This is a genomic window from Pseudarthrobacter sp. NamB4 (assembly GCF_005796185.1).
Classification (GTDB): Bacteria; Actinomycetota; Actinomycetes; order Actinomycetales; family Micrococcaceae; genus Arthrobacter.
In genome coordinates, this window is sequence record NZ_VAHM01000004.1 from 256,215 (window position 1) to 281,791 (window position 25,577).

Below are 25,577 nucleotides of genomic sequence, written 5' to 3' on the forward strand. Positions count from 1 at the left end.
CCGGTCCTGGGGCTAAGTCCCCGGGGCCGGGAGTTTTTCCATCCGCCCGCCGTTTTTTCGCTGCCACCCGGCGCACGGACTTCCCCCGTGGATTGTTCGCATGGCGCATCCAACCGTTAGACTCGGTTGTTGGGATTTATAGATCCCCATCACACCACTCTTATTAACACCACAGGAGGACGCTTGCTTAGCGCATTTGGCCGGGCCTTTCGCACGCCTGATCTGCGACGCAAGTTGTTGTTCACGCTGGGAATTATCACCATCTTCCGCTTGGGTGCCTTCATTCCCTCGCCTGGTGTGAACTACCAGAATGTCCAGCAATGCTTGCAGAACGGTCAGACCGCAGGCGGGCTGTACCAGCTCGTTAACCTGTTCAGCGGCGGCGCGTTGCTCCAGGTGTCCATCTTCGCCCTGGGCATCATGCCGTACATCACGGCCAGCATCATCGTCCAGCTGCTCCGGGTGGTTATTCCCCGCTTCCAGCAGCTCTACGAAGAAGGCGCTTCAGGCCAGTCCAAACTGACCCAGTACACGCGCTACCTCACCATCGCGCTGGGCCTGCTCAACGCCACCACGCTGGTGTCCCTGGCGCGTTCCGGCCAGCTCCTGCCCGGCTGTGCGCTCCCGATCATTCCTGACGAGAGCGTGATCACCACCATCCTGATCATCATCACGCTGACGGCCGGCACCGGCCTGATCATGTGGATGGGCGAGCTCGTGACGGAGAAGGGCGTGGGCAACGGCATGTCCCTGCTCATCTTCACCTCCATCGCAGCCACGTTCCCCACCTCCCTGGGCGCCATCTGGACCTCGCAGGGCCCTGCCACGTTCTTCACCGTCCTCGCCGTGGGCCTGCTGACGGTGGCGCTGGTGGTCTTCGTGGAGCAGTCGCAGCGCCGCGTTCCGGTGCAGTATGCAAAGCGGATGATCGGCCGCCGGACGGTGGGCGGCACCAGCACCTATATCCCGATCAAGGTCAACATGGCCGGCGTGATCCCCGTGATCTTCGCTTCGTCCATGCTCTACCTGCCCGGCCTGATCTCACAGTTCAACCAGCCGCGCGCGGGCGAGCAGCTCCAGCCGTGGGTCGAATGGATCAACAACAACCTGGTCCGTGGCGACCAGCCGATCTACATGGTGCTTTATTTCGCCATGATCGTGTTCTTTACCTACTTCTACGTCGCGATCACCTTCAACCCTGAAGAAGTCTCAGACAACATGAAGAAGTACGGCGGCTTCATCCCGGGCATCCGGGCCGGCAAGCCGACCGCCGACTATCTGCAGTATGTGCTCTCCAGGATCACCCTGCCCGGTGCCCTCTACCTGGGCTTCGTGGCACTGATCCCGCTGGTGGCACTGGTACTCATCAACGCAAACCAGAACTTCCCGTTCGGTGGCACCTCTATCCTGATCATGGTGGGCGTTGGCCTTGAGACCGTCAAGCAGATTGATGCGCAGCTACAACAACGTCACTACGAAGGGCTTTTGCGATGACGAGAATGCTGATTATTGGACCTCCCGGTTCCGGAAAAGGAACGCAGGCGGAGCGGATTTCAGGGCGCCTTGGCGTTGTGGCGATCTCCACCGGCGACATCTTCCGCGCCAACGTGAAGGGGGAGACGCCGCTTGGCATTGAAGCCAAGAAGTACATGGACAACGGCGACTTTGTTCCGGACAGCGTGACCAACAAGATGGTGCGCGACCGGCTCAGCGAGCCCGACGTGGAGAACGGCTTCCTGCTGGACGGCTACCCCCGCACCACCGCCCAGGTGGACTACCTGGACGAGATCCTCGCCAAGGGTGAGGAAAAGCTCGACGTCGTCCTGCAGCTGACTGCCGACGACGAGGAACTGGTTCACCGGCTGCTCGGCCGGGCCAAGGAAACGGGCCGGAGCGACGACAACGAAGCCGTCATCCGCCACCGCCTTGACCTGTACCACGAGCAGACCGAAGCTGTAGTGGCCAAGTATGCGGAGCGTGGCATCCTTACCCAAGTTGACGGCATCGGCGCCATCGATGAAGTCACAGAGCGCGTCATGCAGGCCATCAAGGCAGCCCAGGCAGCCTGATCCCGGCGTTAGTTTTTCCGAGGCTCCTCCCATGAACCGGGAGGAGCCTCAGCCATTTGAAAGGAAACACCATGGCCTTTGGCCAGCCCCGCATCGAATACAAGACCAACAGCCAGATGCGCATCATGCACGAGGCAGGCCTGGTCCTGAGCCGGGCACTGGATGCAGCCGTTGCCGCCGCCGTGCCTGGAGTGACCACAAAGCACCTGGATGACGTCTTCGCCGCCGTCCTGAACGAAGCGGGCGCCAAGTCCAACTTCTTTGGCTACCACGGCTTCCCGGCCACCATCTGCACTTCCGTCAACGAGGAGGTGGTCCACGGCATCCCGGGCGGCCGGGTGCTTGAGGACGGCGACATCATCTCGATCGACGGTGGCGCCATCGTCAACGGGTGGCACTCCGACTCTGCCCGCACCGTCATTGTGGGCACCGCTGATCCCGAGGACCAGCGGCTTTCCGACGTCACCCGGGCGGCGATGTGGCGCGGAATCGCTGCTCTGGCCACTGGCAAGCATGTTGGTGACATCGGTGCGGCCATTGACGACTACGTCTCCTCCGTCCCGGGCAAGCCGCTGGGCATCCTGGAAGACTACGTGGGCCACGGCATCGGTTCGGAAATGCACATGCCGCCGGACGTACTGAATTACCGGACCAGCCACCGCGGGCCCAAGATCAGGCCCGGCCTGTGCCTGGCGATCGAGCCGATGCTGGTGCGCGGCGGCATCGAGACGGCCGTACTGGAGGATGACTGGACCGTGGTGACAACCGACGGAAAGCGTTCCTGCCAGTGGGAGCACTCCGTTGCGGTTCACGAGAAGGGCATCTGGGTGCTGTCCGCCCCCGACGGCGGTGCAGAGCACCTGGTGCCCCTCGGCGTCACCCCGGTACCCATCCCGTAGCAGGGGCTTCGGGTCCGCCGGAAACGTGCGACGTCGCTGGACGGGACCGGCGAACTGGAGCGTTCCCGGCGGCTTGGCGTCGGAGTAGCCTCCCGGCAGGCAGAATGAAGCTTATGGGAGCAATCACCGACGTGCCCGGGATCCGGGTGGGCCACGTGCAGAAGTCCGACGACGGGTGGCTGAGCGGGGTGACGGTGGTCCTGCCGCCGACGGGTACGGTTGGGTCCGTGGACGTCCAGGGCGGCGGGCCCGCCACCCACGAGACCGACGCGCTGGAGCCCACCACGCTGGTCAGCGAAGTCAACGCGGTGGTGCTCACGGGCGGCAGCGCCTACGGCCTGGCCTCGGCCTCCGGGGCCCAGCGGTGGTGCGAGGAAAACGGCCGCGGCTTCGCGGTCCCCGGGGGAGTGGTGCCGATCGTCCCGGCCGCCGCGATCTTCGACCTTGGCAGGGGCGGGGACTTTACCGCACGCCCAACACCGGACATGGGCTACGCGGCTGCCGCTGCCGCTGCCGTAGAGAGGGACGGGCACGACGTCGGACGCGGCAACGTCGGCGCCGGGACCGGAGCGCTCATCGGCAGGATCTACAAAGGCGGCGTGGGCACAGCTTCCATCGTCCTGGAGAATGGGGTGGTTGTCGGAGCCCTCGCGGTCGTGAACGCGCTGGGGTTACCAACGGTCGAACATTCTGTTCTCGAGGAATCCGTGGTTCAACCTGGCGCCCCGCTCAACACCACGCTTGTCGTCGTCGCCACGAATGCTTTCCTGGATGTGGCCGAGTGCAAGCGGACTGCCAGTGCTTCGCATGCCGGGATTGCCAGGGCTCTGAGTCCGAGCCACACCCTCGCTGATGGAGACACTGTCTTTTGCCTCGCCACTGGTGCCCTCGCAGTCGACCGCAGCGACGAACCTGCGCGGCAGCTTAGCCTCATCACCCTGCAAAGCGCTGCAGCCGACGTCGTACGTTTTGCCATCCTGGACGGCGTGGCCACGGCTGAAGCCGTACACACCGCAGCCGGCGACTATGGTGTATTCGGCGCTGTCTAGGTTACTATTTCCGATTTAACTTTTACCGGCCAACAGGGTAGTGTTGTTTGTTGGTTGTCTGGATTGCCACGCCCTTTTGGGCCTGGGGCCGGCAATCGATCCAACAAAAACGTTCGTGGCCATGCCCGGTGCAATCCGGCGGGGCCGCGGCAACGACAGTTAGCGGAGGGTATGGCCAAGAAGGACGGGGTCATTGAGATCGAAGGCGTTGTGACCGAGGCGCTGCCTAACGCGATGTTTCGCGTTGAGCTCACCAACAAGCACATCGTTTTGGCACACATCTCTGGAAAGATGCGTCAGCACTACATTCGAATCCTCCCGGAGGACCGCGTAGTGGTGGAGCTGAGCCCGTACGACCTCACCCGTGGTCGTATCGTCTACCGCTACAAGTAAATTGCTGGGCGGCCCAGTGCGAGCTGGCCGCCGCTCCAGTTGACCAACTGTTACACGCAAAGGAATGCCATGAAGGTCAAGCCGAGCGTCAAGCAGATCTGCGAAAAGTGCAAAGTGATCCGCCGTAATGGCCGGGTCATGGTGATCTGCGAGAACCCGCGCCACAAGCAGCGCCAGGGCTAATTCCCCTCACCGGGAATCCTGGGTTGCCAACCCACGCAAGTAAATAAAGGCAGCACAAGCTGATCTGGAACATTGAGCTCGAAAGAGTCCGGACAGCTAACCCCCGGTCGGAGGCTGGGGCCGCGCAGAACGTGCGGGTGTACTGCCTACGACCTCCGGTTTATTCAAGGAGTACTGCCACTATGGCTCGTCTCGCTGGCGTAGACATTCCCCGCGAAAAGCGGCTGGAAATTGCGCTTACTTACATCTACGGCGTGGGCAAGACCCGTGCACACGAAACCCTGGCTGCCACGGGCATCAGCGCTGACGTTCGCGTCAAGGATCTGACTGACGCCCAGCTGGTTCAGCTGCGTGACTACATTGAAGGCAACTACAAGGTTGAGGGTGACCTTCGCCGCGAAGTGGCAGCCGACATCCGCCGCAAGGTTGAAATCGGCAGCTACGAAGGCCTGCGCCACCGCAAGGGCCTGCCCGTACGTGGACAGCGTACGAAGACCAACGCCCGTACCCGCAAGGGCCCGAAGCGCACCGTCGCCGGCAAGAAGAAGGCCCGTTAAAATCCCGGCCGGGATTAACGGAGCTTTCCCCAATAACTTTCTGTAGGAGAAATAATGCCCCCGAAGACTCGTGGCGCGGTTCGCAAGCCGCGTAAGAAGGACAAGAAGAATATCGCGCTTGGCCAGGCGCACATCAAGAGCACTTTTAACAACACCATCGTTTCCATCACGGATCCGACCGGCGCTGTTATCTCCTGGGCTTCCTCAGGTGAGGTTGGCTTCAAGGGCTCGCGTAAGTCCACCCCGTTCGCAGCCCAGATGGCTGCCGAAGCTGCTGCCAAGCGTGCGCAGGAGCACGGCATGCGCAAGGTAGACGTTTTCGTCAAGGGTCCGGGCTCCGGACGCGAGACCGCCATCCGTTCGCTGCAGGCCGCTGGCCTCGAGGTTGGCTCCATCCAGGACGTCACCCCCGCAGCCCACAACGGCTGCCGCCCGCCGAAGCGCCGCCGCGTCTAAGGCTTTTCCGCCGCACCAGCTTGCCCGGACCATCGATGGTCCGGGCAAGCCCAGCGCGTTAAGTCTTCAGACCGAATTTCCACCACCTGTGTTGCGTCATATAGCGGATGCTCGCCGAAAGGAAAACTAAGTGCTCATTGCACAGCGCCCCACCCTCTCCGAAGAGGTAGTCTCCGAAAACCGTTCGCGTTTCGTCATCGAACCGCTGGAACCGGGCTTCGGCTACACCCTCGGAAATTCCCTCCGCCGTACCCTGCTCTCCTCCATCCCCGGTGCCGCCGTAACCAGCATCCGGATCGATGGCGTGCTGCACGAGTTCACCACGGTTCCGGGTGTCAAGGAAGATGTCACCGAGATCATCCTTAACATCAAGAACCTGTCGGTGTCCTCCGAGCACGACGAGCCTGTTGTGGCTTACCTGCGCAAGCAGGGTCCCGGAGTCGTCACCGCCGCGGACATCGCTCCGCCGGCCGGCGTCGAATTCCACAACCCGGATCTGCACATTGCCACGCTGAACTCGAAGGGCAAGTTCGAGCTCGAACTGACCATCGAGCGCGGCCGCGGCTACGTTTCGGCAGCTCAGAACAAGTCCGGCGACGCAGAGATCGGCCGTATCCCGGTCGACTCCATTTACTCGCCGGTGCTGAAGGTTACTTTCCGCGTGGAAGCAACCCGTGTTGAGCAGCGCACTGACTTCGACAAGCTGATTGTCGACGTTGAGACCAAGCAGGCCATCGCCCCGCGCGATGCCGTTGCTTCCGCAGGCACTACCCTGGTGGAACTGTTCGGTCTGGCCCGTGAGCTGAACACCGCAGCTGAAGGTATCGAGATCGGCCCGTCGCCTACTGATGCTGCCCTGGCAGCCGACATGGCACTGCCGATCGAGGATCTGGACCTCACCGTCCGTTCCTACAACTGCCTCAAGCGTGAGGGCATCCACACCGTGGGTGAACTCGTTGCCCGCTCCGAGGCTGACCTGATGGACATCCGCAACTTCGGTGCCAAGTCCATTGACGAGGTCAAGGCAAAGCTGGTTGAACTGGGCCTGTCCCTCAAGGACTCGCCTCCCGGTTTTGACCTCGCAGCACGCGCCGCAGCAATCGAAGAGGACGACGCCGCCTTCGGCGACGACGAACTCTAAACCAGACCTTGGCCGGCGGGCGGCACCACGGTGTGCAGCCCACGGCTTCCATTTGAGGAGAAACAACTATGCCTACCCCCACTAAGGGTCCGCGCCTCGGAGGCGGCCCGGCTCACGAGCGCCTCATGCTCGCGAACCTGGCATCATCCCTGTTCGAGCACAAGCGGATCACCACCACGGTGACCAAGGCCAAGCGCCTGAAGCCGTACGCAGAGCGCCTGGTGACCTTCGCCAAGCGCGGCGACCTGGCTTCCCGCCGCCGCGTCCTGGGCCTGATCAGCAACAAGGGCGTCGTCCACGAGCTGTTCACCGACATTGCCCAGGCAGTGGAGAACCGCGACGGCGGCTACACCCGCATCACCAAGATCGGCAACCGCAAGGGCGACAACGCCCCCATGGCCGTCATCGAACTGGTTCTCGAGCCGGTTTCCGCCAAGCAGGCCGTAGTCGCTGAGGCTACCCAGGCTGCTGCCAAGGCTGCTCCGGCCGCCGAAGAAGCTCCCGAGACCGAAGCAGCTGTTGCTCCGGCCGCTGAGGAGACCACGGAGGCTCCTGCTGCAGAAGAGGCTGTAACCGAAGAGGCTCCGGCCGCTGAGGAAGCTCCCGAGGCTCCGGCTGCCGAGGAGAAGGACGCGAAGTAATTCGCTGATCCGCTTCGCATAGACTTGGGTCTATGAACCACCAAAAACCCGCGGCCCCCGTTTTGGGGGGCGGCGGGTTTTTGCGTATCCGGCTTGATCTTTCGTACGACGGCCGTCCCTTCAGCGGGTGGGCCGTGCAGCCGGGACTGCGGACCGTGCAGGGCGTCCTGGAGGAGGCACTGCAGCTGCTGATCCGCCGTCACGTCCGTGTAACCGTTGCCGGACGGACGGACGCCGGCGTGCATGCCCGTGGACAGGTGGTCCACCTGGACCTGACTGAAGCCGAGTGGCTGGGACTGCCGCGCGGGCACGAACTGGATCCCGCCGTCGCCATGCACCGCCGCATCCGCGGGGCCCTCAGCCGGATCCTCGGCGACCTGACCGGATCGGTGGAGGTGCACAGGATCTCGCTGGCCCCCGCTGGCTTCGACGCCCGGTTCTCCGCCCTGTGGCGGCGCTACAGCTACCGGATAGCGGACGGTCCCGCGCTCTGGGACCCGCTGGAGCGGTACTTCACGCTGTGGCACAAGAACCCGCTGGATGTTGCGTTGCTGAACGAGGGCGCCTCCCGGCTGCTGGGGCTGCAGAACTTCCTGGCTTTCTGTAAGCCGAGGGAGGGGTCCACCACCCTCCGTGAACTGCAGCGCTTCGAGTTCGCCCGGGGGGAGGACGACGTCATTGTCGCTACCGTCCAGGCGGACGCCTTCTGCCACAACATGGTGCGCGCCCTGATCGGATCCTCCCTGTACGTGGGGGAGGGGACTGTGGATCCCGGCTGGCTGTACGAGCGGCTGCTGGCCCAAAAGCGGGACGCTAAGTCTGTGCTGGCGGCGCCGCATCCCCTGGTGCTGGAGGAGGTAGCCTACCCGTCCGACGGCGAACTCCTGGCCCGCGCGGAACTCACGCGGGCGCTGCGCGAGTAGTGCCATCACCCTAGCCTCGCAAGCTCAGCCAGGGAACCCTGCGGGCATTGGCCCAGTCAAAATGAGGGCGGCGGGCCATCGGCCGGAAGGGTCAGCGTGAAGGTGCTTCCCTCCCCTTGGCCGCTCTCGCAGGTGATGGTGCCGCCGTGGCCTTCCACGATCATCTTGGTGATGGACAGGCCCAGGCCTGCGCCGGCGATCGCTGCGTTCCGGGCTGATTCGGTGCGGAAGAAGCGCTTGAACACCCTGGTGGTGTCCTCCCGGGACATGCCCATTCCGGTATCGCTGACGCTAAGCTGAACCCAGTCCTTGCTGGACCTGGCGCTGATGCTGACCTTGCCGCCGTCGGGGGAGTACTTGATGGCGTTGGACACCAGGTTGTCCAGCGCCTGCCCTATGCGCAGGGGATCGGCGTAGGCCCAAAGGGGAGACGGAACGTCGGCACTGAGCTGAATGTGGGCCCGCTCCGCCTGGGCCTGCACGGAGCCAAGGCTGGTCTCTACAAGGCTGGCGAGGTCCGTACGTTTGGGGTGGACGTTCAGCGCGGTTGAGGCCGTTGCGGTCAGGTCAGCGACGAGGGCAAGAAGCCGTTCCGCGTTGCGCTGCACCACCAGCAGGCGGCGGGACAGATGTGGCGGCAGGGCGTCTTCGTCCAGGATCAGGTCTATGTTTCCGATGACGGAGTTGAGGGGCGTCTTGAATTCGTGGGAGACGTTGGAGACGAGTTCCTGGTTCGCTGCCAGCGCCTCTACCCAGCCCGTGACATCGCTGTACACCACAACAGCGCCGGCAAAGCTGCCGTCCTCGCTTATGAGGGGCCGGGCAGCCGTGGACATGGCGCGCTGCTCCGCTCCTTCCCCTGCCCACACCAGGTAGTCCGCGAAGGATTCTCCAGCGATGGCCCGGCTGATGGGGCGCTTCTCCGGCGGCAGCAGAGTGCGCCGGTCCTGCCCGAAGATCAGCTGGTGCCCCTGCCCCGGGGCGGCATCCTCCGCTCCGGTGGCCCGCCGGAAATGCCGTTGGCGGTCATTGGTCACCAGGAGCCGGCCGGACCGGTCGACGGCGGCAATGCCGACGTCGGTGGCGTCAAGGACCGTCTGGAGCAACTTTTCACGTTCCCTGCTCTCGCGCAGCAGTTTCCTCAGTTCCCTGTCCTTCTCCGCCAGTTCCCGCTGCTGCAGCCGCACGTGGACACTGGCAAAACGGATGGCGAGGGACACAGCCAGCATCATGAGCGGAAGGAGAAGTGTGGTGGTGATGTCCGAGGGCGTCAGGTTGGGGAAGCGCCCGGCCAGTGACGGAACCATGATGAGCATGGGGCCGAAGAAACTCAAAACCAGACTGCTCCGCGCCAGCATGCCGGAGGCGGACAGCCAGATGACCGGAAACACGGCCAGGACGGCCAGCCCCGGGAGCAGCGGCGCGGCCCCATTCCGCAGCAATCCAATGGCCAGGAAATCCAGGATCGGAATCAGAAGGTAGGGGCGGTGGGCCAGGCGCTCCCATGGCACGAGGAGGCATCCCAAGAAAAGGATGGCGAAAAGATGGATTCCGGACATATAGAGGGGGCTGTGCAGCAATGTGGGCCAGGCGAAGGGCGTAGCCACGGCAAGTGCTGCCACAACAAGCGTGAGCGGCAGCTGGCACAGGACAACCTGCGCCCGGGGCCCAATCCCGCGGAGAAACCGGCCGGGTCCGCGCTGGAACAGGTGTTCAGCCATGAAGAGGGCTCAACCCCGTGCACCTGTACTGAATAGCCGCGCCGTCAATGCATTCGAATTCCTGCACGTAACTCGTCACACATCCCTTCGGCTCGTAATCCACATGTTCTGTCATGATAATTGACTTCTGGAAATGAATGGGGAAGAAGATGTCATCAGCTGTGCTTACTAGTAGCGTATAAATGGTTGGAGCGGGTATGGCATTGGCGCTGGGCTGATGGGGGGCCATGTCCGCCTGGCACAGGGATACTGATGGACGAACTTGGTGTGGCCGTAGTAATTGAAGACGATGCCGATGTACGCAACCTCCTTGAGGGAGTGCTGACCCAGGCCGGCTTCGAAGTCCATACGGCGGCAGACGGACGGGCCGGCGTGGAGGTTGTGCGCAGCAAAGAGGCCAATGTTGTGACGCTCGACATCGGACTGCCGGATATTGACGGGTTTGAAGTGCTGCGCCGGATCCGCCATTTCAGCAACGCCTATGTGGTGATGCTGACGGGCAGGACCGAGGAGCCGGATCTGTTGTCGGCCCTCAACGCCGGAGCAGACGACTACATCGCAAAACCCTTCCGGCCCAGGGAACTCCGGGCGCGGGTGGCAGCGATGATGCGCAGGCCGCGGCATGAAGTGAACGCGCAAAAGCCCGTGGTGCCCACGTGGGGAGCGCCTCCTGTGCCGGCCGCCGTGCCGCGCCCCCACGACAACGCCGTCTTGCAGCACAACGGACTCACCCTGAACCATCGGACGCGGACGGTGGAAGTCAATGGAGAACCGCTGGGGCTGACGCGCAGTGAATTCGACCTGCTTCACGTGCTCCTCCGCGGCGGCGGGGCTGTGTGCACCCGCACGGATCTTGTGCGGGCAGTGCGGGGGGAGTTCTACGACCAGGACAGCTACATCAGCGAGGCGGACGAACGCGCCGTCGAAGTCCACATCGGCAACCTGCGGCGCAAGCTGAAGGAAGACCCGTTGTCACCGCGGTGGCTGCAGACGGTCCGCGGGGTGGGCTACCGGCTGGCGCCCGGCCGGCCTGCCGGGAAGTCCTAGTCTGTCTTCAGGATGTAGCTTGCCTGGAGTTCAGAGACGGTCTGGTCGCCGTCTTCGGCAACCCGCGCCATCAGCACCTGCCCCTGGCCAAAGTCGCCCAGCCGGATCACGGACTCCAACAGTTCGGCCAGCTTGGCCAGCCGCAGCCCGCCCACCATGGCGGAGGTGATCTTCAGGCTGATCGCGGCATCCAGGGCTGAGGCAGTGTCCTGGTTGTCCACGGCTGCTGCCAGCCGGGTGTAACGCTGATCCCACATGGCCGCGTAATCACGGGCGAAGCGCTGGGCAAGGCCGGATCCGACGAGCTCGTCCTCAAGCTCCTCCAGGACCGCGGCGTCAATCAGCGGCAAGTGCCCGGCCGCTTCCTGTGTGGGCGCGCTGCCGGCAGCTGGAGCGATTCCGGGCTGCAGGGAGTCCGCAGCGGCGGCCTCGCTGCAGGAGCCGGAATCTTGACTGTGCATTGTTCAAGGCTACTTCCTGAAATTCTTTCATTGTCCTAGTTCGGCTTTTCCTGCGCGAACCCTGAGGATGTTGCAGGCGAACGGTCAGCTACTGCCGGCTGAATGTCTCTATCGTGTTGATGACTGCTGGCCCCAGAATGGCGATAAACAGCACCGGAAAAATGAAAAAGAGCAATGGAAACAGGATCATGACGGGAAGTTTCATTGCTTTCTCTTCCGCTCTTTGCCGACGTTTGACGCGCATAACCTTGGCTTGCACCCGCAGGACCCTGCTGATGGCGATGCCGTAGATATCGGCCTGAACCACTGCCTGCACGAAGCTGCGCAGCTCGGGTACGTTGGTGCGCTCAGCAAGGGCGAGGTATGACTCGCGGCGGCTGCGGCCCACCTGCATGTCCTGCAACGTCCGCACGAGTTCTTCTGCCAGCGGACCCTTGCCGTTTTCACCGGCGCGCGACATAGCACCTTCGAAGCCAAGTCCGGCCTCCACGGAAATCAACATCTGGTCAAGGGTGTTGGCCAGTTCCAGTTGAATGACCTTTTGTCGCTCCTGCCCCCTGCTGTAGAGCAGGAGGTCCGGAATGAAGTATCCCAGACCAAATATAAACAGCCCCACGAGTTTGATGATCGGCGTGGTGCCGACGGAACTCAGCCACACCCCGATCAGCGCACCCACAAAGCCCAACGCGGGCTTGGCCGCCAGAACCCGGCCCAGCGGAAGGCTCGCCGGCCGGCCGGCCAAGGACAGCAAGCGGTCAAGCTTGTGCACGTAACCGGCGGGAGTCAGTGCGCGGCCGATCTTTTCCAGTACGTCGTTGTTGGGCTTCTTCTCCATCTCGGCGCGGTGGGCACCGCGGGACAGGATGTCGCGGACTACTGCTTGGCCCTTTCTGTCCACTGTGAGTACGGACCAAGTGAGGTAGGCGAGCGGCAGGCACACCAGGAGGAGGGAGAGGAAAACTAGAGGACTCATATGCGCTCAGAACTTCAGGTCGATGATCTTGCGCATCCATAGGCCACCGATCGTCATCATGATGGCCGATGCTATGACCATGACCCAGCCCAGGACCGTTGTGAACAGCTTGTCCATGTAGCCGGGACTGACCAGCATGAGCATCACAGCGATGCCGAACGGGAGAGCCATGAGGATGTAGGCGGAAAACTTGCCTTCCGCGGCAAGGGCCTTGATATGGCCTTTGATTTCATTGCGCTCGCGGATGGTTTCGTTGACCTGGTCCAGTACTTCAGCCAAGTTGCCTCCTACTTCCCGATTGATTTGGATGGCCTGGCTGATCCATACGAAGTCTTCACTCTTCATGCGCGCGGCGGTGTCGTTGAGCGACACCAGCAAATCCCTGCCCAGGCTGGTCTCAGAAACGACGCGTCGCATCTCCTCGGATGTCGGCGCCTGCGATTCGTTGGCCGCCGCGTCGATGGCCCGAAGAATACTGTGGCCGGCACGAAGACTGCCTGACAGGAGCTGCAGGGTGTCGCCCAGTTGGTCGCCAAATTTGGCGCGCCGCTTATCAGTGAGGACCTTTAGGACCATCTGCCCAACGAAGGGCGCTGCGATAAGCAGCAGCACCGCGAGCAAGGGACCGGCAACAATCAGCCCCACCAGGCCGCCAACAAGGGACCCGATGAGCACCAGGAGCAGGAAATCCGCCTGGCTGAGACGCAAGCCGGCGTTTTCGAGGGCTTCGCGGTTGAAATAACGGATGTTCCTTTTTGCCAGGCCCTGTTCAAGTCCCTGCACGGCGAATCCCGCAAAACGCGTCAGCTGGGAGTCAGATTCGGTCCGGAATGGCCGGCGTCGCTCCAGCGGCACGGCCGGGGCACCCGGGATCAACACAACCACGGCCGCCAACACTATGGCTGCGACAACCAGGACGATACCCAGTGATAGGGACACGTCATGCCCTCCCACTGACTGCGGCGGCTGCGCCGAAGACACCAGGGGAGACGTAAATTCCCATGTCCTCGAACCGGTCGATAAAGCGCGGACGGATGCCGGTGGGGATGGGCGCGCCGAGGAAACGCCCGTGCTGGTCCACGCCGGCGGAGTAATCGAACACGAAAGCGTCCTGGAGGGTGACGATGTCGCCTTCCATGCCCTGGACTTCCGTCACGTGTGTAATCCGGCGGGTACCGTCACGCAAGCGCGAGATCTGGATGATCAGGTTCACGGCGGAGGCGATCTGCTCCCGGATGGCCCGCAGCGGCAGGTCCATTCCGGCCATGAGGACCAGAGTTTCAAGGCGCGCAATGGCGTCACGTGGCGAGTTGGAGTGGACGGTGGAAAGCGAGCCGTCGTGGCCGGTATTCATGGCCTGGAGCATGTCCAGCGATTCACCGCCACGGACCTCGCCCACCACGATGCGGTCAGGGCGCATACGCAGCGAGTTCCGAAGAAGCTCGCGGATACTGACTTCGCCTTTGCCTTCCGTGTTTGGCGGGCGGCTTTCAAGCCGCACCACGTGTTCCTGCTGGATCTGCAGTTCAACGGCGTCCTCAATGGTGACGATTCGTTCGTCGTGCGGAAGGAAGGATGACAGTACGTTAAGGAGCGTGGTTTTGCCGGTGCCCGTGCCGCCGGAGACGATGATGTTGAGCTTGGCCTTGACGCAGGCGTTGAGCAGCTCGGCCATCTCCGGCGTGAGCGTGCCGAAGTCGATGAGGTTGCGGACAGTCAGCGGCGTCTTGCTGAACTTGCGGATGGTCAGGGAAGAGCCGCCCACGGCCAGCGGCGGGATGACGGCGTTCACGCGGGAACCGTCCTCGAGGCGTGCATCCACGAGGGGAGAGGACTCGTCGATCCGGCGACCTACTTTGGACACAATCCGCTCGATAACCTTGCGCAGGTGTTCCTCGGAGCTGAACCGCGATTCGGTGAGTGTCAGTTTCCCTTTTCGTTCCACGTAAATCTGGTCCATCCGGTTCACCATGATTTCGGTGACGGCCGGGTCATCCAGCAGCCGCTGGAGCGGTCCGTAACCGAGCACATCGTCCGCCACGTCGGCGACAAGCCGGGTGCGCTCTTCCGCGGTAAGCGGCACCTGCTCCGCGTCGATAATGCGGCTGAGTTCCTCACGGGCAGTGCTGCGCAGTTCCCGTTCGGTCAGGGTGGAGTCGTTAAACCGGGCACCCAAATGCTCGAAGAGGGCCGTGGCGGCCCTTTCTTTGAGGGCGGCGAAAACATCCACCGGCTGCTGGGTCTTCGGCCGAAAGGCTTCCTGCTGCACGGCCGGTATCTGCAGCACACTTCCGGTACCGGACACATCCTGACGGACGGGCTTAGGGATGCTCTCGTCGAAGCGGGCAGCCAGGTTCGTCGGTGCCGGTGGAACTACTGAAGCGGTCGCGGGAGTTGCGAGGGATATAAAGCTGGCAGCTGTGGCAGGGACCGACGCCGGAGTGGGCACCTGTGTATCGGTCGGAGCCGCGGTTGCCTCGGCCTTGGCCTGTGCCGCCTGGAGGCGTTCGGACAGCTTCACCTTAAACCACCACCCGGCGGTGGCTCTTGCGCTGGTTCTTCGCGTGCCCGGCAAGCACGAAGCGCTCAACGAGTTGGCGGAGGCCCTTTGCCGCGGGGTCCTTCTTGGATTCCTGCAGCACGGGAACGCCCCGGTTGGTGGAAAAGGCGACGGCGCGGGAGCGCGGCACACTGACGTCTACCGGAGCACCGATGGTGGCTTCGATGTCCTGTACCGAGAGTCCGGATTTCGCGTCGGCCATATTCAGTACAACATGCCTTCCTTCGGGCAGGAGATCGAGCTGGCGGAGGACGTCCAGCCCCGAGCGGAGCCCCCGGACGCTCGGAATGTCCATAGCGGTCACCCACACCACGTCCGTGCAAGCTTCCATCGCGGCGAGTCCTATCTCCTGCAGACCTGGAGCAGTGTCTACCACGACGTACTGGAATTCCTCGGCCAGCTGTTCCAGCAACCTCGTGACTTGGTCGGGGGTGATGTGGTCGGCCTCAACGGGATTATCCGGGGCACACAGGGCGTAGATGCTGGAAGGGTGAACGGTGAGGAAGGCCTTCAATACCAAGGTGTCCTGGCTGGCGGCGGGCGAGACTGCATCCGTCACTGTGTGCTCGGGGTTGAGGTACAACCCCGAGGCTACGTCCCCGAACTGCAGGTCCAGGTCCACCACCACCACGCTCATCGGCGCCGCCTCGCCCAGGCCAATTGCCAAGTTTGTGGCGATGGTCGTTTTTCCCACTCCGCCCTTGGGGGAAAAGACGCCTATGACTCGTCCCTTGCTGGGTGCCTGGTACGGCTGGTCTGTGCGGTGCCTGCCAGCCAGCGACTGGCAGGCCCGCTCGAGCAAAACCCGCAACTGCGCGGGGTCTGCAGAGGGAGAAATAATGTCCCGGACGCCGGCACGCATCGCCTGCAGGATGAGCTCGGGATCCGCGTCACTGACCAGCAGCACGGTGAGGTCCGGCACCTGCAGGTCGAGCACGGTGGCAAAACGGAGGGCCTCGTCCACGGGCACGTCCGGGCCGAGGATGAGAACTTCAGGCTGCTCCTGGTTGAGCTGCGCGAACAGGTCGTAGGGGCCTGCGGGCACGCTTTTGGTGAATAGCGTTTGTACGCCGCCCTGGAGCCCGCCCGCCACGGCCTGCCGCAGGCGGCCGTCGAAATCGGCGCTGGGGCTGATGAGGACGAAGCGGCTCACTTGTACACCTCCGTCCGCTCGATAATGCGCGGTCCGCTGTCGGTAGCATCGGTAGGCTCCTTGCTGAGCCACATTTTGGCGTACTCTGCTGCGAAAACTATTTTGGCTGCATCAACATCATTGACGGCCACCGTAAGCATGAGGGAACCGGTTGGCAGGGTGGTGTCCTGGGGGTCAGCAGCACTGGGATCCGCGCTCGCTGAAGGGGCGGGCGTTGCCACCGGCGCCCGCTGCACGGCGGTGACAAGCGCTTTCCGGACTGTGAGCTTGGTAGTTTCCTTGTCAGCCCGGGCCGCGATGGCGCCCTCATCCATCGAGACAAAGACACCCACGTGATCCCCAGGTGCCAGCCTTCCACCCACCACACGGTCGGGTTCAAGTTGGAAGGAAACTTCCTGCAGTCCGGCCGGCACCTCCACAGAGCCTTGTGTCTTTAGCTCTGCAGGTGCAACGAGACGCTCGGCGACTAGTTGTTCTCCTGGTAGGAGGTCGACAGCGGCCACCTTGCCGGCGCTGCCGTCCAGCGTCGTGAGGGCGGAGTCGCTAATCGCTGAGGCCGGCAGTTGTTCCGTAACCACTGAGGCCGCCATTGATTCAACGGGAGTACCTGCAGGAACAGCTGCCTTCACCACCAGGACTGCCTTGGGTTCGAGGTTCTTCACGGCCCGCTGGTCGGCGCCCTGCGCGTAATTAACGATGAGGAACACGCCGGCGATGGCGAGGACTGCCGCTGCCGCTCCTGCCAACAACCGAGACTTCACGAACTGCTCCTGGGGTTTTATAGGGAATTACGGACTACTGCGTGAGTTTGACGAGCTTGGCGCCATCAGCCGTGGGGGGGCCTAAAGTGAATTCGTCGGATAAGGAGAGGTACTCCACGAATTTTCCGATGATCCCGCGGCACGACCCGAAGCATTGCAGCTCTGCCGGAACATCTGGAGTCCGGTTGCGAAATGTGTAAGGCAGGCCAGTGGCACCCAGCTTCCAACCCATCACCCTGAACGCTGCAATGGTTTTGAAATGGTAGGTTGCGTTGTCTCCCACGCCGGTAACGGCATCAAAAATTGGCAACAACATGATCACCTCTTTACCTGCCTGCATATCGGCGGCCCAGCCATTCAAAGCACTGTCACAGTGTTTGGGCGGATCATTACCCGTGTTGCTGCCGGCACTAGCGGCCTCTATATCGATGTCCGCCCCGCAAAAGGAGGTGTTTTCCTTGAGGCCGCCGAACCCGCCTGGTACCGGCGCCCCGTTGGGACCGTAGGAGCAGTCCGGGTTGGCATTGTTCCCGTGTAGCTGGAGCAATTGCGGGACGCCGGTTTGGCCCCGCACTTGGCATATTGAAACAGTGATGGGAAAGGGCGTCCTGCCTTTTGCGGGACTACCCCAGCGGGCACTGGAAGCGGCTGAGACCTCGGCGCTCGTGAAGCCGAGAACACCGGCAAAGAACAAAGACACGCTGTTGGTTCCTGCTCCAATTTCTTCTGCGCCTGTAACCACCCGTACCGTGCCGGCCGACTTGTCCAGGTCGACTGATATTACGTTGCTGATTCCATCCACAGCGTTGTCACCAGCCAGGGCTTTGGCAGCGGGTGCATTCGACGAGCAGTTAGAGTCGTCCGTTCCCTTGGCGCATTTCTGGGCAACCATTAAAGCGACGGCATCTGCTCCATTCTGAAGCTGAGCGCGTTCGGAGTAGAGTTTCGCGACGTCGATGGAGATAGCCGCGAAGCCGAGCAGCACCACCATGAGCACAGCAACGAGCACGGCAACCGCGCCACGTTCCCCACCGGCAGTGTTTGCTATCCGCCGCACAGCATTGTTCCTTTTCCTGTCATAGCGAAGGGACCCGCGATGCCTGTGAGGGTGTCCAAGTTGTAACTGACGGTGACTGTCGTTTGTGTGTTTGCCATGCAGCCGGACTGACTGAAGTTAATGTTGGTGTCCGCAAGGGGCGGATTGAGGTCTGATGATGCGTTCTTGGTTGCAGTTCGGGCAGTGTCCTGACTTTTGTTGATGGCCATGCTTCGGGCGCCTTCCCGGGCAGCATTAGTCAACGTAGTTTGTATGTTGTAGGCCCTGCCGAACTCCAAAATACCGAGCAGCAGCATGATGAGGACCGGTACTAAAAGCGCGAACTCCACTGCTGCAGCACCTCGTTCATCCTGTCTGCGCAGCAAGGCTCATTCCTTCGATTAGTCATCAAGTTGAGGCGGGTCTTCGGCAACTGCACTTGATGGCGGCGGACAACCGCCGCCATCAAGTTTGGTTACCTATGCTTTGCTGCAGCTGGAGGCAACAGCGGCTGAGCCTCCGGTTCCATCGGAACCGGCAGGAACGGCATCCTTGGCCGCGGTGTAGGTGCCGCCCTTGACACTGCAACCCACGCTCTCGAAGGTGCCCTTCAGGTTTCCACCGATAAGCGTGACAGCGGCGATGATGACGACGGCGATAAGGGCAACCATGATTCCGTATTCAACGGCGGTTGCGCCCTTTTCATCGCGACGAACGCGGGCGGCGGTATTGGAGAAAAAAGCGAGCATTTGAGACTCCTGTGCGAGTGAGAGTGGCTGGCCCTGCACCAGCTCTGCAATACAAGCTAGCCGCTGAAAATCCAATCGAAGCAAGAACTAAGCGCATCTTGATTCAAGTTTTCCCTCACTGGGCATTTCCTGCGCATGTCTTGCGTCTTTCCTGCGTTTCCAGCTGGGGATCGCAGCCAGCGTCAGTGACCATGGCTGTAACGGCGGTGGGTGGGCTTGGAAAAAGAAAATCAGTAGGCGGCTAGTATCGTTCCCACAAGCGCGGCGAGCATTGACGGGGCGAAAGCCACTTCTGCCTTACTTGTCCGTCTCTTTGACGCGACCAGAATTGCGGAAAGAATCCCACTCAAAACAAATCCTAAAGCGCCGCCGTAGAATATTTCGCTCCAGCCCAGGTAGCCCAGATACAGACCAACCGGCGCCGCTAGTTTGACGTCGCCCATACCGATACCGCTCGGAGACACGAGGGCCAGTGCCAGGTAGACAACGAAAAGGACTGCGGCGCCAGCAATCGCGCGCAGCAAGGCGGCAAAGTCCGCGGAGGCATAACTGCTGAGGGCCAGGAGGGCCACGCCCGCGGTCAACAAACCCAGAACCAACGGATTCGGCAGCAGGTGGCTAGTTAGATCGATGCACGCGAGTTGCACGGCAAAGACTCCCAGCACGAGGAAAGCCGGCAGTGCCCAATCCACGCCAATCCGCAACGTGAGGGCCGCGCACAGGGCTGCGGTGACTGCCGCCGTCGTTATACGCACCCGGGGGGCAGGAAGCTGGCCGAGCCGGGGGAGGAAGCGGAAGATGAGCAACTCCGCAGCGGCGCTCAGCAGTGCGCCCAGGAAGGCGGTGGCGATGGCAGGAACCAACACCGGGCCCAGGGTCGTCCCTACAAGCGTCACGCAACTCCTCAACTGAACGGGTCCGGTGTAAGGCAGGGGCAGGAGCCCGCCTCCGGCTACCCCATTTTGACCCTGTACCCCTTAACGCGCTAATCTTGGTAGTCGTTGTGCGTGTCCTATTCCGATGGTGCGTGCCCGCTTGAGAATCCGGTTGCAGGATAACTACTCAACGTGCACATTCGGAACTTCAGGATGACTGGTTACATAGAGCCCTCACCTCTGTTCCGGTAGCGCGCAGACAGTAGGTGCACGAACGAGTGACACCTAAACAAGAACGCCAGAACAAGAACGAGGCAAACACCGTGCGTACGTACACCCCGAAGCCCGGCGATATCAACCGCCAGTGGCACGTCATTGACGCCACCGACGTTGTCCTTGGCCGTCTTGCAAGCCAGACCGCAATCCTGCTGCGCGGCAAGCACAAGGCCACCTTTGCATCCCACATGGACATGGGCGACTTCGTCATCATCATCAACGCTGAGAAGGTCGCCCTGACCGGCGCCAAGCTGGAGCAGAAGCGCGCCTACCGCCACTCCGGCTACCCGGGCGGCCTGACCTCCGTCAACTACGCGGAGCTGCTGGAATCCAACCCGGTCCGCGCCGTGGAGAAGGCCATCAAGGGCATGCTCCCCAAGAACTCCCTGGCTGCACAGCAGCTGGGTAAGCTGAAGGTGTACCGCGGTGCTGAGCACCCGCACGCCGCCCAGCAGCCCAAGACTTTCGAAATCACCCAGGTCGCCCAGTAGTCCTGGCCACCAAACAACTTATCTATACAAGGAGAATCGTGGCTCAGAACGAAGAGACCACCGAAGCCGTTGAGGCTGAGGAAACCCTGACCAGCTACACCTCTGAGAGCTCTGCTGCTGAAGCTGCTCCCAAGAAGGAACGCCCGGCCCTGACCGTTGCCGGCGCAGCTGTTGGCCGCCGCAAGGAAGCCGTTGCACGCGTCCGCGTCGTTCCCGGCTCCGGCAAGTGGACCATCAACGGCCGCGCGCTGGACAACTATTTCCCGAACAAGCTGCACCAGCAGGACGTCAACGAGCCCTTCAAGATCCTTGACCTTGAAGGTGCCTACGACGTCATCGCCCGCATCCACGGCGGCGGCATCTCCGGCCAGGCGGGTGCCCTGCGCCTCGGCATCGCCCGTTCACTGAACGAGATCGACGTCGAGAATAACCGCGCCACCCTGAAGAAGGCCGGTTACCTCTCCCGCGACGCACGCGTCATCGAGCGTAAGAAGGCCGGTCTGAAGAAGGCCCGCAAGGCCCAGCAGTACTCCAAGCGCTAAATCCGCTTGCACAGAAGCCCGTCCCGCCATTCGGTGGGGCGGGCTTCCGGCGTTAAATCAACCGCGGATTCTTGCCGCGAGATAGCCGGTGACCCATTGCTCAAATTTACGGGTGTCCCAAGTGGATGTAGCCGCGAGGAGCACTTCACGGTCTTCGCTGATGACGCAGAGGCGTAACACGGCTAAGGCCGCTTCTGGTCTGCAGGCCAGCCCCTGTTCCGTCTCCTGCGCCCATTAACTCCACTCTGGCCAGCAGTTTCAAGCCGAACGACCCCCATCCTCTAGACTTGACCGGTGTCTAGATTATTTGGAACTGATGGTGTCCGGGGGCTGGCCAACGGCCTGCTGACAGCAGAGCTGGCCATGCAACTGGCCCAGGCGGCCGCCGTCGTGCTCGGCCACGATCGCAACTCAAACGGCTCCCGGCCGCGCGCCGTGGTGGCCCGCGACCCCCGCGCAAGCGGCGAGTTCATCGCCGCGGCGGTGGAGGCGGGGCTTTCCAGTTCAGGCGTTGACGTCTACGACGCCGGCGTCCTCCCCACCCCGGCCGCTGCCTACCTGGTGGCGGACCTGGACGCTGACTTCGGCGTCATGATTTCCGCCTCCCACAACCCTGCACCGGACAACGGCATCAAGTTCTTCGCCCGTGGCGGCCAGAAGCTTCCTGACGACGTTGAGGACGCCATCGAAGCACAGATGGGCAAGGAAGCGGTCCGGCCCACAGGCGCCGACGTCGGCCGCATTCAGCGGTTCTCCGACGCCGAGGACCGCTATGTCGTGCACCTCCTGCGCACCCTCCCGCACAACCTTGAGGGCATGAAAGTTGTCCTCGACTGCGCCCACGGTGCCGCGAGCGGCTGCTCGCCGCAGGTCTTCAAGGATGCCGGCGCGGACGTCGTCGTCATCGGCGCGGACCCGGACGGCCACAACATCAACGACGGCGTCGGCTCCACGCACCTGGGCCCTCTTAAGGAAGCTGTGGTCAGGTACCACGCCGACCTGGGCATTGCGCACGACGGCGACGCCGACCGCTGCCTCGCCGTCGACCACGAGGGCAACGAAGTGGACGGCGACCAGATCATGGCCATCCTTGCGCTGGCGCTGAAGAACTCAGGCAAACTGAAGGACAACGTCCTGGTAGCTACCGTCATGAGCAATCTCGGCCTGAAGATCGCCCTCCGTGAAGCCGGGATCAACATCCGCGAAACGGCGGTGGGGGACCGGTACGTCCTGGAAGAAATGCGCGATGGCGGTTTCAGCCTGGGCGGCGAACAGTCCGGTCACGTAATCTTCTCGGACTACGCCACCACCGGCGACGGCGTTCTCACCGGGCTCCAGCTGGCCGCCCAGGTGGCCCTGACCGGAAAGCCGCTCAAGGAACTCGCCACCGTGATGACCAAGCTTCCCCAAGTGCTCATCAACGTCAAGGGCGTGGACCGGGCCCGGGTCAAAAGCAATGAGGTACTGGCACAGGCCGTGGCGGCAGCGGAAGCGGCGCTGGGGGACACGGGCAGGGTACTGCTCCGTCCTTCCGGCACGGAGCCCGTGGTCCGGGTCATGGTGGAGGCTGCGGACGAGGAAACAGCCCAGTCCATTGCCGAGCACCTGGCCCAGGTGGTCCGCACCGAGCTCGCGCTTGAGCTGGTCAGCGACTAAGTAGCCAAATGAACAAAAAGTGGCCCGCTTCCGGAAGGAAGCGGGCCACTTTTTGCTGTGCCGGATTAGGATGCGTTGCTCTTCAGTGCATCCCGGATCTCGGTCAGCAGCGCAATCTGGGGATCCTCGGCAGACTCCTCCTTCACGTCCGGGCCGATGCCGAGCCTGCGGTTGCGGCGCTCGATCATGAGGTTCATGGGCATCACCACAACGAAGTAAATGGCCGCCGAAATCAGGAGGAAGTTGACGATCGCGGTCAGCAGGACGCCGAATTCCATGAAGTTCCCGTTGAAATCGATCCGGGCAAAGCTATCGAAGTTGGGCGAACCCGTCAGCCCGGCAATGAACGGCATAAGCACCTTGTTCACCAGCGCCGTCACCACCGCGCCAAAGGCCGTTCCTATAACCACCGCAACGGCGAGGTCAACAACGTTGCCCTTCATAATGAAATTCTTGAATCCAGTAAGCATGGAAACCACGCTAGTACATCGGTTTACGGGTACCCCGGCGCCGGCTCCACGCCGAAGTACTCCTCCAGGGTGAAAATGCCGCGGTTCACCATGTCGGTCGCGGCCTCGACCCCGATGTACCGGAGGTGCCACGGCTCGTAGTAGTACCCCGTGATCGGGTGGAACATCCATGGGTACCGCACCACGAACCCGAACCGGTGCCCGTTCGCCTTCGCCCACACCGCCGCGGGCTGGTCCGCGAAGCACGGCTGGAAGCCGCAAACGCCGTTTCCGTCGGCAATGTCGAACGCCCACCCTGTCTGGTGCTCTGAGTAGCCCGGGCGTGCGCTGGCCGTGTCGGCGTCGGCCTGTCCACGCGAGGCGACATACCCGTTGTAGGTGGCCACCTGCGTGTTGTACGAGCGGTACCCGCTGGCCAGGACCATGGACACGCCGTCCTGCGCGGCAGCCGCGAACATCGCCTCGGCAGCCGCCGCCGTCGTACTGTTCAGCAGCGACGCCTCACCGGAGACGGTCATCGCGACGGCGGGCTGCACCAGGTCAGGCGGCATATACGCGGCCGGGACCAGCGGCCGGTGCTTGTTGACGATCAGCCAGGGGCTTGCCGGGTCCGTGAGGGAGAACTGCCGCGGCAGCGTGGCGGAGGGTGAGGGCGTGGGGGACGGCTCCGGAGATGCCGCGGCCGGCGTGGGAGGTTCCGCCGTCGGGCTTGCCGCAGCGGTGACGGCCGCGGCGGAGGGGGACGCAGAAGGAGAAGCCGACGACGGCGCCACCGCCTTGGGTGCCCCCGGCGTGCACGCTGCCAGGACAGTCAGTCCGGCACCCGCCGCAAGGAAGCGGGTGAAGCTGCGGCGGCTGGCGCCTGCCTCATCAGGTTTGGCGGAGCAGTCGTAGCACACCTGTGCTAGACCTTCCGGAGCAGCATGCGGCGGATCGTATGGTCCGCTTCCTTGGTGAGCACAAGCTGGGCACGGCCCCTGGTGGGAAGCACGTTCTCCTCCAGGTTCGGCTCGTTGATCCGCTTCCAGATGTCCCGGGCAGTGCGTTCCGCCTCTTCATCAGACAGGCTGGCGTAGCGGTGGAAGTACGATTCCGGCTGGGCGAACGCCGTGCTCCGCAGCTTGCGGAACCGGTCCACGTACCACTCCTCAATGTAGGAGGTCTTGGCGTCGACATAAATGGAGAAGTCGAAGAAGTCGCTGAGGGCCAGGCCCTGCCGTCCGTCGTGCCGCGGACGCGCCGGAGCCAGCACGTTAAGCCCTTCCACAATCAGGACATCCGGCCGGCGGACCACCACTTCCTTGCCGGGAACGATGTCGTAGGTGACGTGCGAGTACCAGGGGGCACGCACCTCCTCGGCGCCGCTCTTGATCTCGCTCACGAACCGGAGCAAAGCGCGGCGATCATAGGACTCCGGGAAACCCTTGCGGTCCAGCAGCTGCCGGCGCTTCAGCTCGGCCAGGGGATACAGGAAACCGTCCGTGGTGATCAGTTCCACGTTGGGGGTGCCGGGCCAGCGCCTCAGCATCTCGCGGAGCACACGGGCAATGGTGGACTTGCCCACGGCCACTGATCCCGCAACGCCGATCACGAACGGTGTGCGCTGGGTGTGCTCCCCAAGGAATGTGGTGGTGGCGGCGTGCAGCTGGCCCGCAGCCTCCACATAGAGGTGCAGAAGCCGGGACAGCGGCAGGTAGACCTCCCGGACTTCCTTCAAGTCCAGGGGATCGCCAAGGCCGCGGAGACGGACAATGTCCTCTTCATTAAGAGGCTGTTCCATCTCGTCTGCGAGCCGGGACCAGGTCTGCCGGTCCAGCTCGACGAATGGGGAGATACCCTCCCCATTCGCCTCGTTGCGTTGCAAAGTCACGTTAGAGATTCTGCCCCTCGCCCGGCACATAGTGAAATGCAGGCCGCTCCAAGCAGCGCGCGTACCGCAATACACAGGCGCCCGCACGGCGGTCCAGTCGTTTAGAGGTACCGCCTTCCAGCCGATAGTCTTGAGCTTATGTGTGGAATCGTGGGATATGTGGGCCGTTCTGGTAACGGTGGAAGTCACAGTGCTTTGGATGTTGTTCTTGAGGGGCTGCGCCGCCTGGAGTACCGGGGCTACGACTCGGCCGGTGTTGCCGTGGTGTCCCAGGGCTCCATTGAGGCCCGGAAGAAGTCGGGGAAGCTGAGCAACCTGATTGCCGAGCTGGAAGCCCGGCCTTTGCCGGAGACGCTGACCGGCATCGGACATACCCGGTGGGCCACGCACGGCGGGCCGACGGACCGCAATGCCCACCCGCACCTGGCCGACGGCGGCAAGCTGGCGGTGATCCACAACGGCATCATTGAAAACTTCGCTGAGCTCAAGCTGGAACTGCTGGACAAGGGCGTGGAGTTCCTGTCCGAGACTGACACCGAGGTCGCCGCTGCGCTGCTGGCGGACATTTTCCGGAACAAGCTGGGCGGGGACGCGTCCAACGGGGGCCTGACCCACGCCATGGAGC

General features: G+C 62.8%; 29 protein-coding genes and 1 pseudogene. 16 read left to right on the forward strand and 14 right to left on the reverse strand.

The features are described 5' to 3' along the window. Positions 1-183: 183 nt before the first annotated feature. The 11 genes from secY (at position 184) to FDW81_RS05725 (ending at position 8,311) form a co-directional block, all read left to right on the forward strand. Positions 184-1,494 (forward strand): preprotein translocase subunit SecY, encoded by a 1,311-nt coding sequence (secY, locus tag FDW81_RS05675; RefSeq protein ID WP_138133169.1) that lies wholly within the window; start codon positions 184-186, stop codon positions 1,492-1,494. 5 nt (positions 1,495-1,499) lie between these two features. Further along, positions 1,500-2,069, forward strand: a complete 570-nt coding sequence (locus tag FDW81_RS05680) for an adenylate kinase (RefSeq protein ID WP_171027121.1) — start codon at positions 1,500-1,502, stop codon at positions 2,067-2,069. Between the two features lie 71 nt (positions 2,070-2,140). Continuing rightward, positions 2,141-2,968 carry a type I methionyl aminopeptidase gene (map, locus tag FDW81_RS05685; protein ID WP_138133171.1) on the forward strand — a complete coding sequence of 276 codons (828 nt, stop codon included), beginning with the start codon at positions 2,141-2,143 and terminating at the stop codon, positions 2,966-2,968. Positions 2,969-3,081: 113 nt separating this feature from the next. Then, a complete protein-coding gene (locus FDW81_RS05690) occupies positions 3,082-4,017 on the forward strand; it encodes a P1 family peptidase (protein WP_138133172.1) in 936 nt (311 codons plus the stop codon). A 171-nt stretch (positions 4,018-4,188) separates the two neighbouring features. Continuing rightward, positions 4,189-4,410, forward strand: a complete 222-nt coding sequence (infA, locus tag FDW81_RS05695; protein WP_009358723.1) for a translation initiation factor IF-1 — start codon at positions 4,189-4,191, stop codon at positions 4,408-4,410. Between the two features lie 69 nt (positions 4,411-4,479). Next, positions 4,480-4,593 (forward strand): 50S ribosomal protein L36, encoded by a 114-nt coding sequence (gene rpmJ / locus FDW81_RS05700; RefSeq protein WP_009358722.1) that lies wholly within the window; start codon positions 4,480-4,482, stop codon positions 4,591-4,593. A 182-nt stretch (positions 4,594-4,775) separates the two neighbouring features. Beyond that, a complete protein-coding gene (rpsM, locus tag FDW81_RS05705) occupies positions 4,776-5,150 on the forward strand; it encodes a 30S ribosomal protein S13 (RefSeq protein WP_138133173.1) in 375 nt (124 codons plus the stop codon). 54 nt (positions 5,151-5,204) lie between these two features. Continuing rightward, positions 5,205-5,606 carry a 30S ribosomal protein S11 gene (gene rpsK, locus FDW81_RS05710; protein ID WP_009358720.1) on the forward strand — a complete coding sequence of 134 codons (402 nt, stop codon included), beginning with the start codon at positions 5,205-5,207 and terminating at the stop codon, positions 5,604-5,606. A gap of 130 nt (positions 5,607-5,736) precedes the next feature. Next, positions 5,737-6,747 (forward strand): DNA-directed RNA polymerase subunit alpha, encoded by a 1,011-nt coding sequence (locus FDW81_RS05715; RefSeq protein WP_009358719.1) that lies wholly within the window; start codon positions 5,737-5,739, stop codon positions 6,745-6,747. A 68-nt stretch (positions 6,748-6,815) separates the two neighbouring features. Beyond that, a complete protein-coding gene (gene rplQ, locus FDW81_RS05720; protein ID WP_138133174.1) occupies positions 6,816-7,388 on the forward strand; it encodes a 50S ribosomal protein L17 in 573 nt (190 codons plus the stop codon). A 32-nt stretch (positions 7,389-7,420) separates the two neighbouring features. Next, complete coding sequence (locus FDW81_RS05725) at positions 7,421-8,311, forward strand: tRNA pseudouridine(38-40) synthase TruA (RefSeq protein ID WP_171027117.1); 891 nt, start codon at positions 7,421-7,423, stop codon at positions 8,309-8,311. Positions 8,312-8,367: 56 nt separating this feature from the next. Here the strand turns inward: FDW81_RS05725 and FDW81_RS05730 are convergent, their stop codons facing one another. Further along, positions 8,368-10,032: a cell wall metabolism sensor histidine kinase WalK gene (locus FDW81_RS05730; protein ID WP_138133175.1), complete on the reverse strand. Its 1,665-nt coding sequence runs from the start codon at positions 10,030-10,032 to the stop codon at positions 8,368-8,370. Positions 10,033-10,284: 252 nt separating this feature from the next. On the opposite strand from FDW81_RS05730, the gene FDW81_RS05735 reads away from it, so the two are divergent. After that, the gene (locus FDW81_RS05735; RefSeq protein ID WP_138133176.1) at positions 10,285-11,079 is read left to right on the forward strand and encodes a response regulator transcription factor; all 795 of its coding nucleotides are present in this window, start codon (positions 10,285-10,287) and stop codon (positions 11,077-11,079) included. On the opposite strand, the gene FDW81_RS05740 is transcribed toward FDW81_RS05735, so the two are convergent. From FDW81_RS05740 to FDW81_RS05785, 10 genes are all read right to left on the reverse strand, one after another. After that, entirely contained in the window at positions 11,076-11,540 is a 465-nt protein-coding gene (locus FDW81_RS05740; RefSeq protein WP_171027118.1) for an Hpt domain-containing protein, read from the reverse strand. The genes FDW81_RS05735 and FDW81_RS05740 overlap by 4 nt on opposite strands. Before the next feature lie 88 nt (positions 11,541-11,628). After that, positions 11,629-12,513 (reverse strand): type II secretion system F family protein, encoded by an 885-nt coding sequence (locus FDW81_RS05745; protein WP_138133177.1) that lies wholly within the window; start codon positions 12,511-12,513, stop codon positions 11,629-11,631. Positions 12,514-12,519: 6 nt separating this feature from the next. Next, entirely contained in the window at positions 12,520-13,452 is a 933-nt protein-coding gene (locus tag FDW81_RS05750) for a type II secretion system F family protein (RefSeq protein WP_138133178.1), read from the reverse strand. Between the two features lies 1 nt (position 13,453). Continuing rightward, positions 13,454-14,800 carry a CpaF family protein gene (locus tag FDW81_RS05755; protein WP_370278767.1) on the reverse strand — a complete coding sequence of 449 codons (1,347 nt, stop codon included), beginning with the start codon at positions 14,798-14,800 and terminating at the stop codon, positions 13,454-13,456. 235 nt (positions 14,801-15,035) lie between these two features. Beyond that, positions 15,036-16,226 (reverse strand): AAA family ATPase, encoded by a 1,191-nt coding sequence (locus tag FDW81_RS05760; protein ID WP_138133179.1) that lies wholly within the window; start codon positions 16,224-16,226, stop codon positions 15,036-15,038. Further along, positions 16,223-16,987 carry a Flp pilus assembly protein CpaB gene (locus FDW81_RS05765; RefSeq protein WP_138133180.1) on the reverse strand — a complete coding sequence of 255 codons (765 nt, stop codon included), beginning with the start codon at positions 16,985-16,987 and terminating at the stop codon, positions 16,223-16,225. Before FDW81_RS05765 ends, FDW81_RS05760 begins: the two co-directional genes overlap by 4 nt. 34 nt (positions 16,988-17,021) lie before the next feature. Beyond that, a complete protein-coding gene (locus FDW81_RS05770) occupies positions 17,022-18,044 on the reverse strand; it encodes a pilus assembly protein TadG-related protein (protein ID WP_138133181.1) in 1,023 nt (340 codons plus the stop codon). Beyond that, positions 18,032-18,406 carry a TadE/TadG family type IV pilus assembly protein gene (locus tag FDW81_RS05775; RefSeq protein WP_138133208.1) on the reverse strand — a complete coding sequence of 125 codons (375 nt, stop codon included), beginning with the start codon at positions 18,404-18,406 and terminating at the stop codon, positions 18,032-18,034. Before FDW81_RS05775 ends, FDW81_RS05770 begins: the two co-directional genes overlap by 13 nt. A gap of 96 nt (positions 18,407-18,502) precedes the next feature. Then, on the reverse strand, positions 18,503-18,772 hold the full coding sequence (locus FDW81_RS05780) for a Flp family type IVb pilin (RefSeq protein WP_138133182.1): 270 nt from the start codon (positions 18,770-18,772) through the stop codon (positions 18,503-18,505). A gap of 230 nt (positions 18,773-19,002) precedes the next feature. Further along, positions 19,003-19,668: an A24 family peptidase gene (locus tag FDW81_RS05785; RefSeq protein WP_138133183.1), complete on the reverse strand. Its 666-nt coding sequence runs from the start codon at positions 19,666-19,668 to the stop codon at positions 19,003-19,005. 302 nt (positions 19,669-19,970) lie between these two features. Here FDW81_RS05785 and rplM point away from each other — a divergent pair, with 302 nt between their 5' ends. From rplM to glmM, 3 genes are all read left to right on the forward strand, one after another. Then, the gene (gene rplM, locus FDW81_RS05790; protein WP_015937805.1) at positions 19,971-20,414 is read left to right on the forward strand and encodes a 50S ribosomal protein L13; all 444 of its coding nucleotides are present in this window, start codon (positions 19,971-19,973) and stop codon (positions 20,412-20,414) included. Positions 20,415-20,452: 38 nt separating this feature from the next. Then, positions 20,453-20,956 (forward strand): 30S ribosomal protein S9, encoded by a 504-nt coding sequence (gene rpsI, locus FDW81_RS05795; RefSeq protein WP_050054349.1) that lies wholly within the window; start codon positions 20,453-20,455, stop codon positions 20,954-20,956. Between the two features lie 294 nt (positions 20,957-21,250). Beyond that, the gene (gene glmM / locus FDW81_RS05800) at positions 21,251-22,612 is read left to right on the forward strand and encodes a phosphoglucosamine mutase (protein ID WP_138133184.1); all 1,362 of its coding nucleotides are present in this window, start codon (positions 21,251-21,253) and stop codon (positions 22,610-22,612) included. 65 nt (positions 22,613-22,677) lie between these two features. Here the strand turns inward: glmM and mscL are convergent, their stop codons facing one another. The 3 genes from mscL to coaA are packed head-to-tail and all read right to left on the reverse strand — an operon-like array spanning position 22,678 to position 24,982. After that, entirely contained in the window at positions 22,678-23,082 is a 405-nt protein-coding gene (mscL, locus tag FDW81_RS05805) for a large conductance mechanosensitive channel protein MscL (protein WP_138133185.1), read from the reverse strand. A gap of 23 nt (positions 23,083-23,105) precedes the next feature. Beyond that, positions 23,106-23,981 carry a D-alanyl-D-alanine carboxypeptidase family protein gene (locus FDW81_RS05810; protein WP_138133186.1) on the reverse strand — a complete coding sequence of 292 codons (876 nt, stop codon included), beginning with the start codon at positions 23,979-23,981 and terminating at the stop codon, positions 23,106-23,108. A gap of 5 nt (positions 23,982-23,986) precedes the next feature. Continuing rightward, entirely contained in the window at positions 23,987-24,982 is a 996-nt protein-coding gene (gene coaA / locus FDW81_RS05815; RefSeq protein ID WP_171027119.1) for a type I pantothenate kinase, read from the reverse strand. Between the two features lie 108 nt (positions 24,983-25,090). Here coaA and FDW81_RS05820 point away from each other — a divergent pair. Next, a pseudogene (locus tag FDW81_RS05820) lies at positions 25,091-25,577 on the forward strand (glutamine--fructose-6-phosphate aminotransferase); the annotation flags it as partial.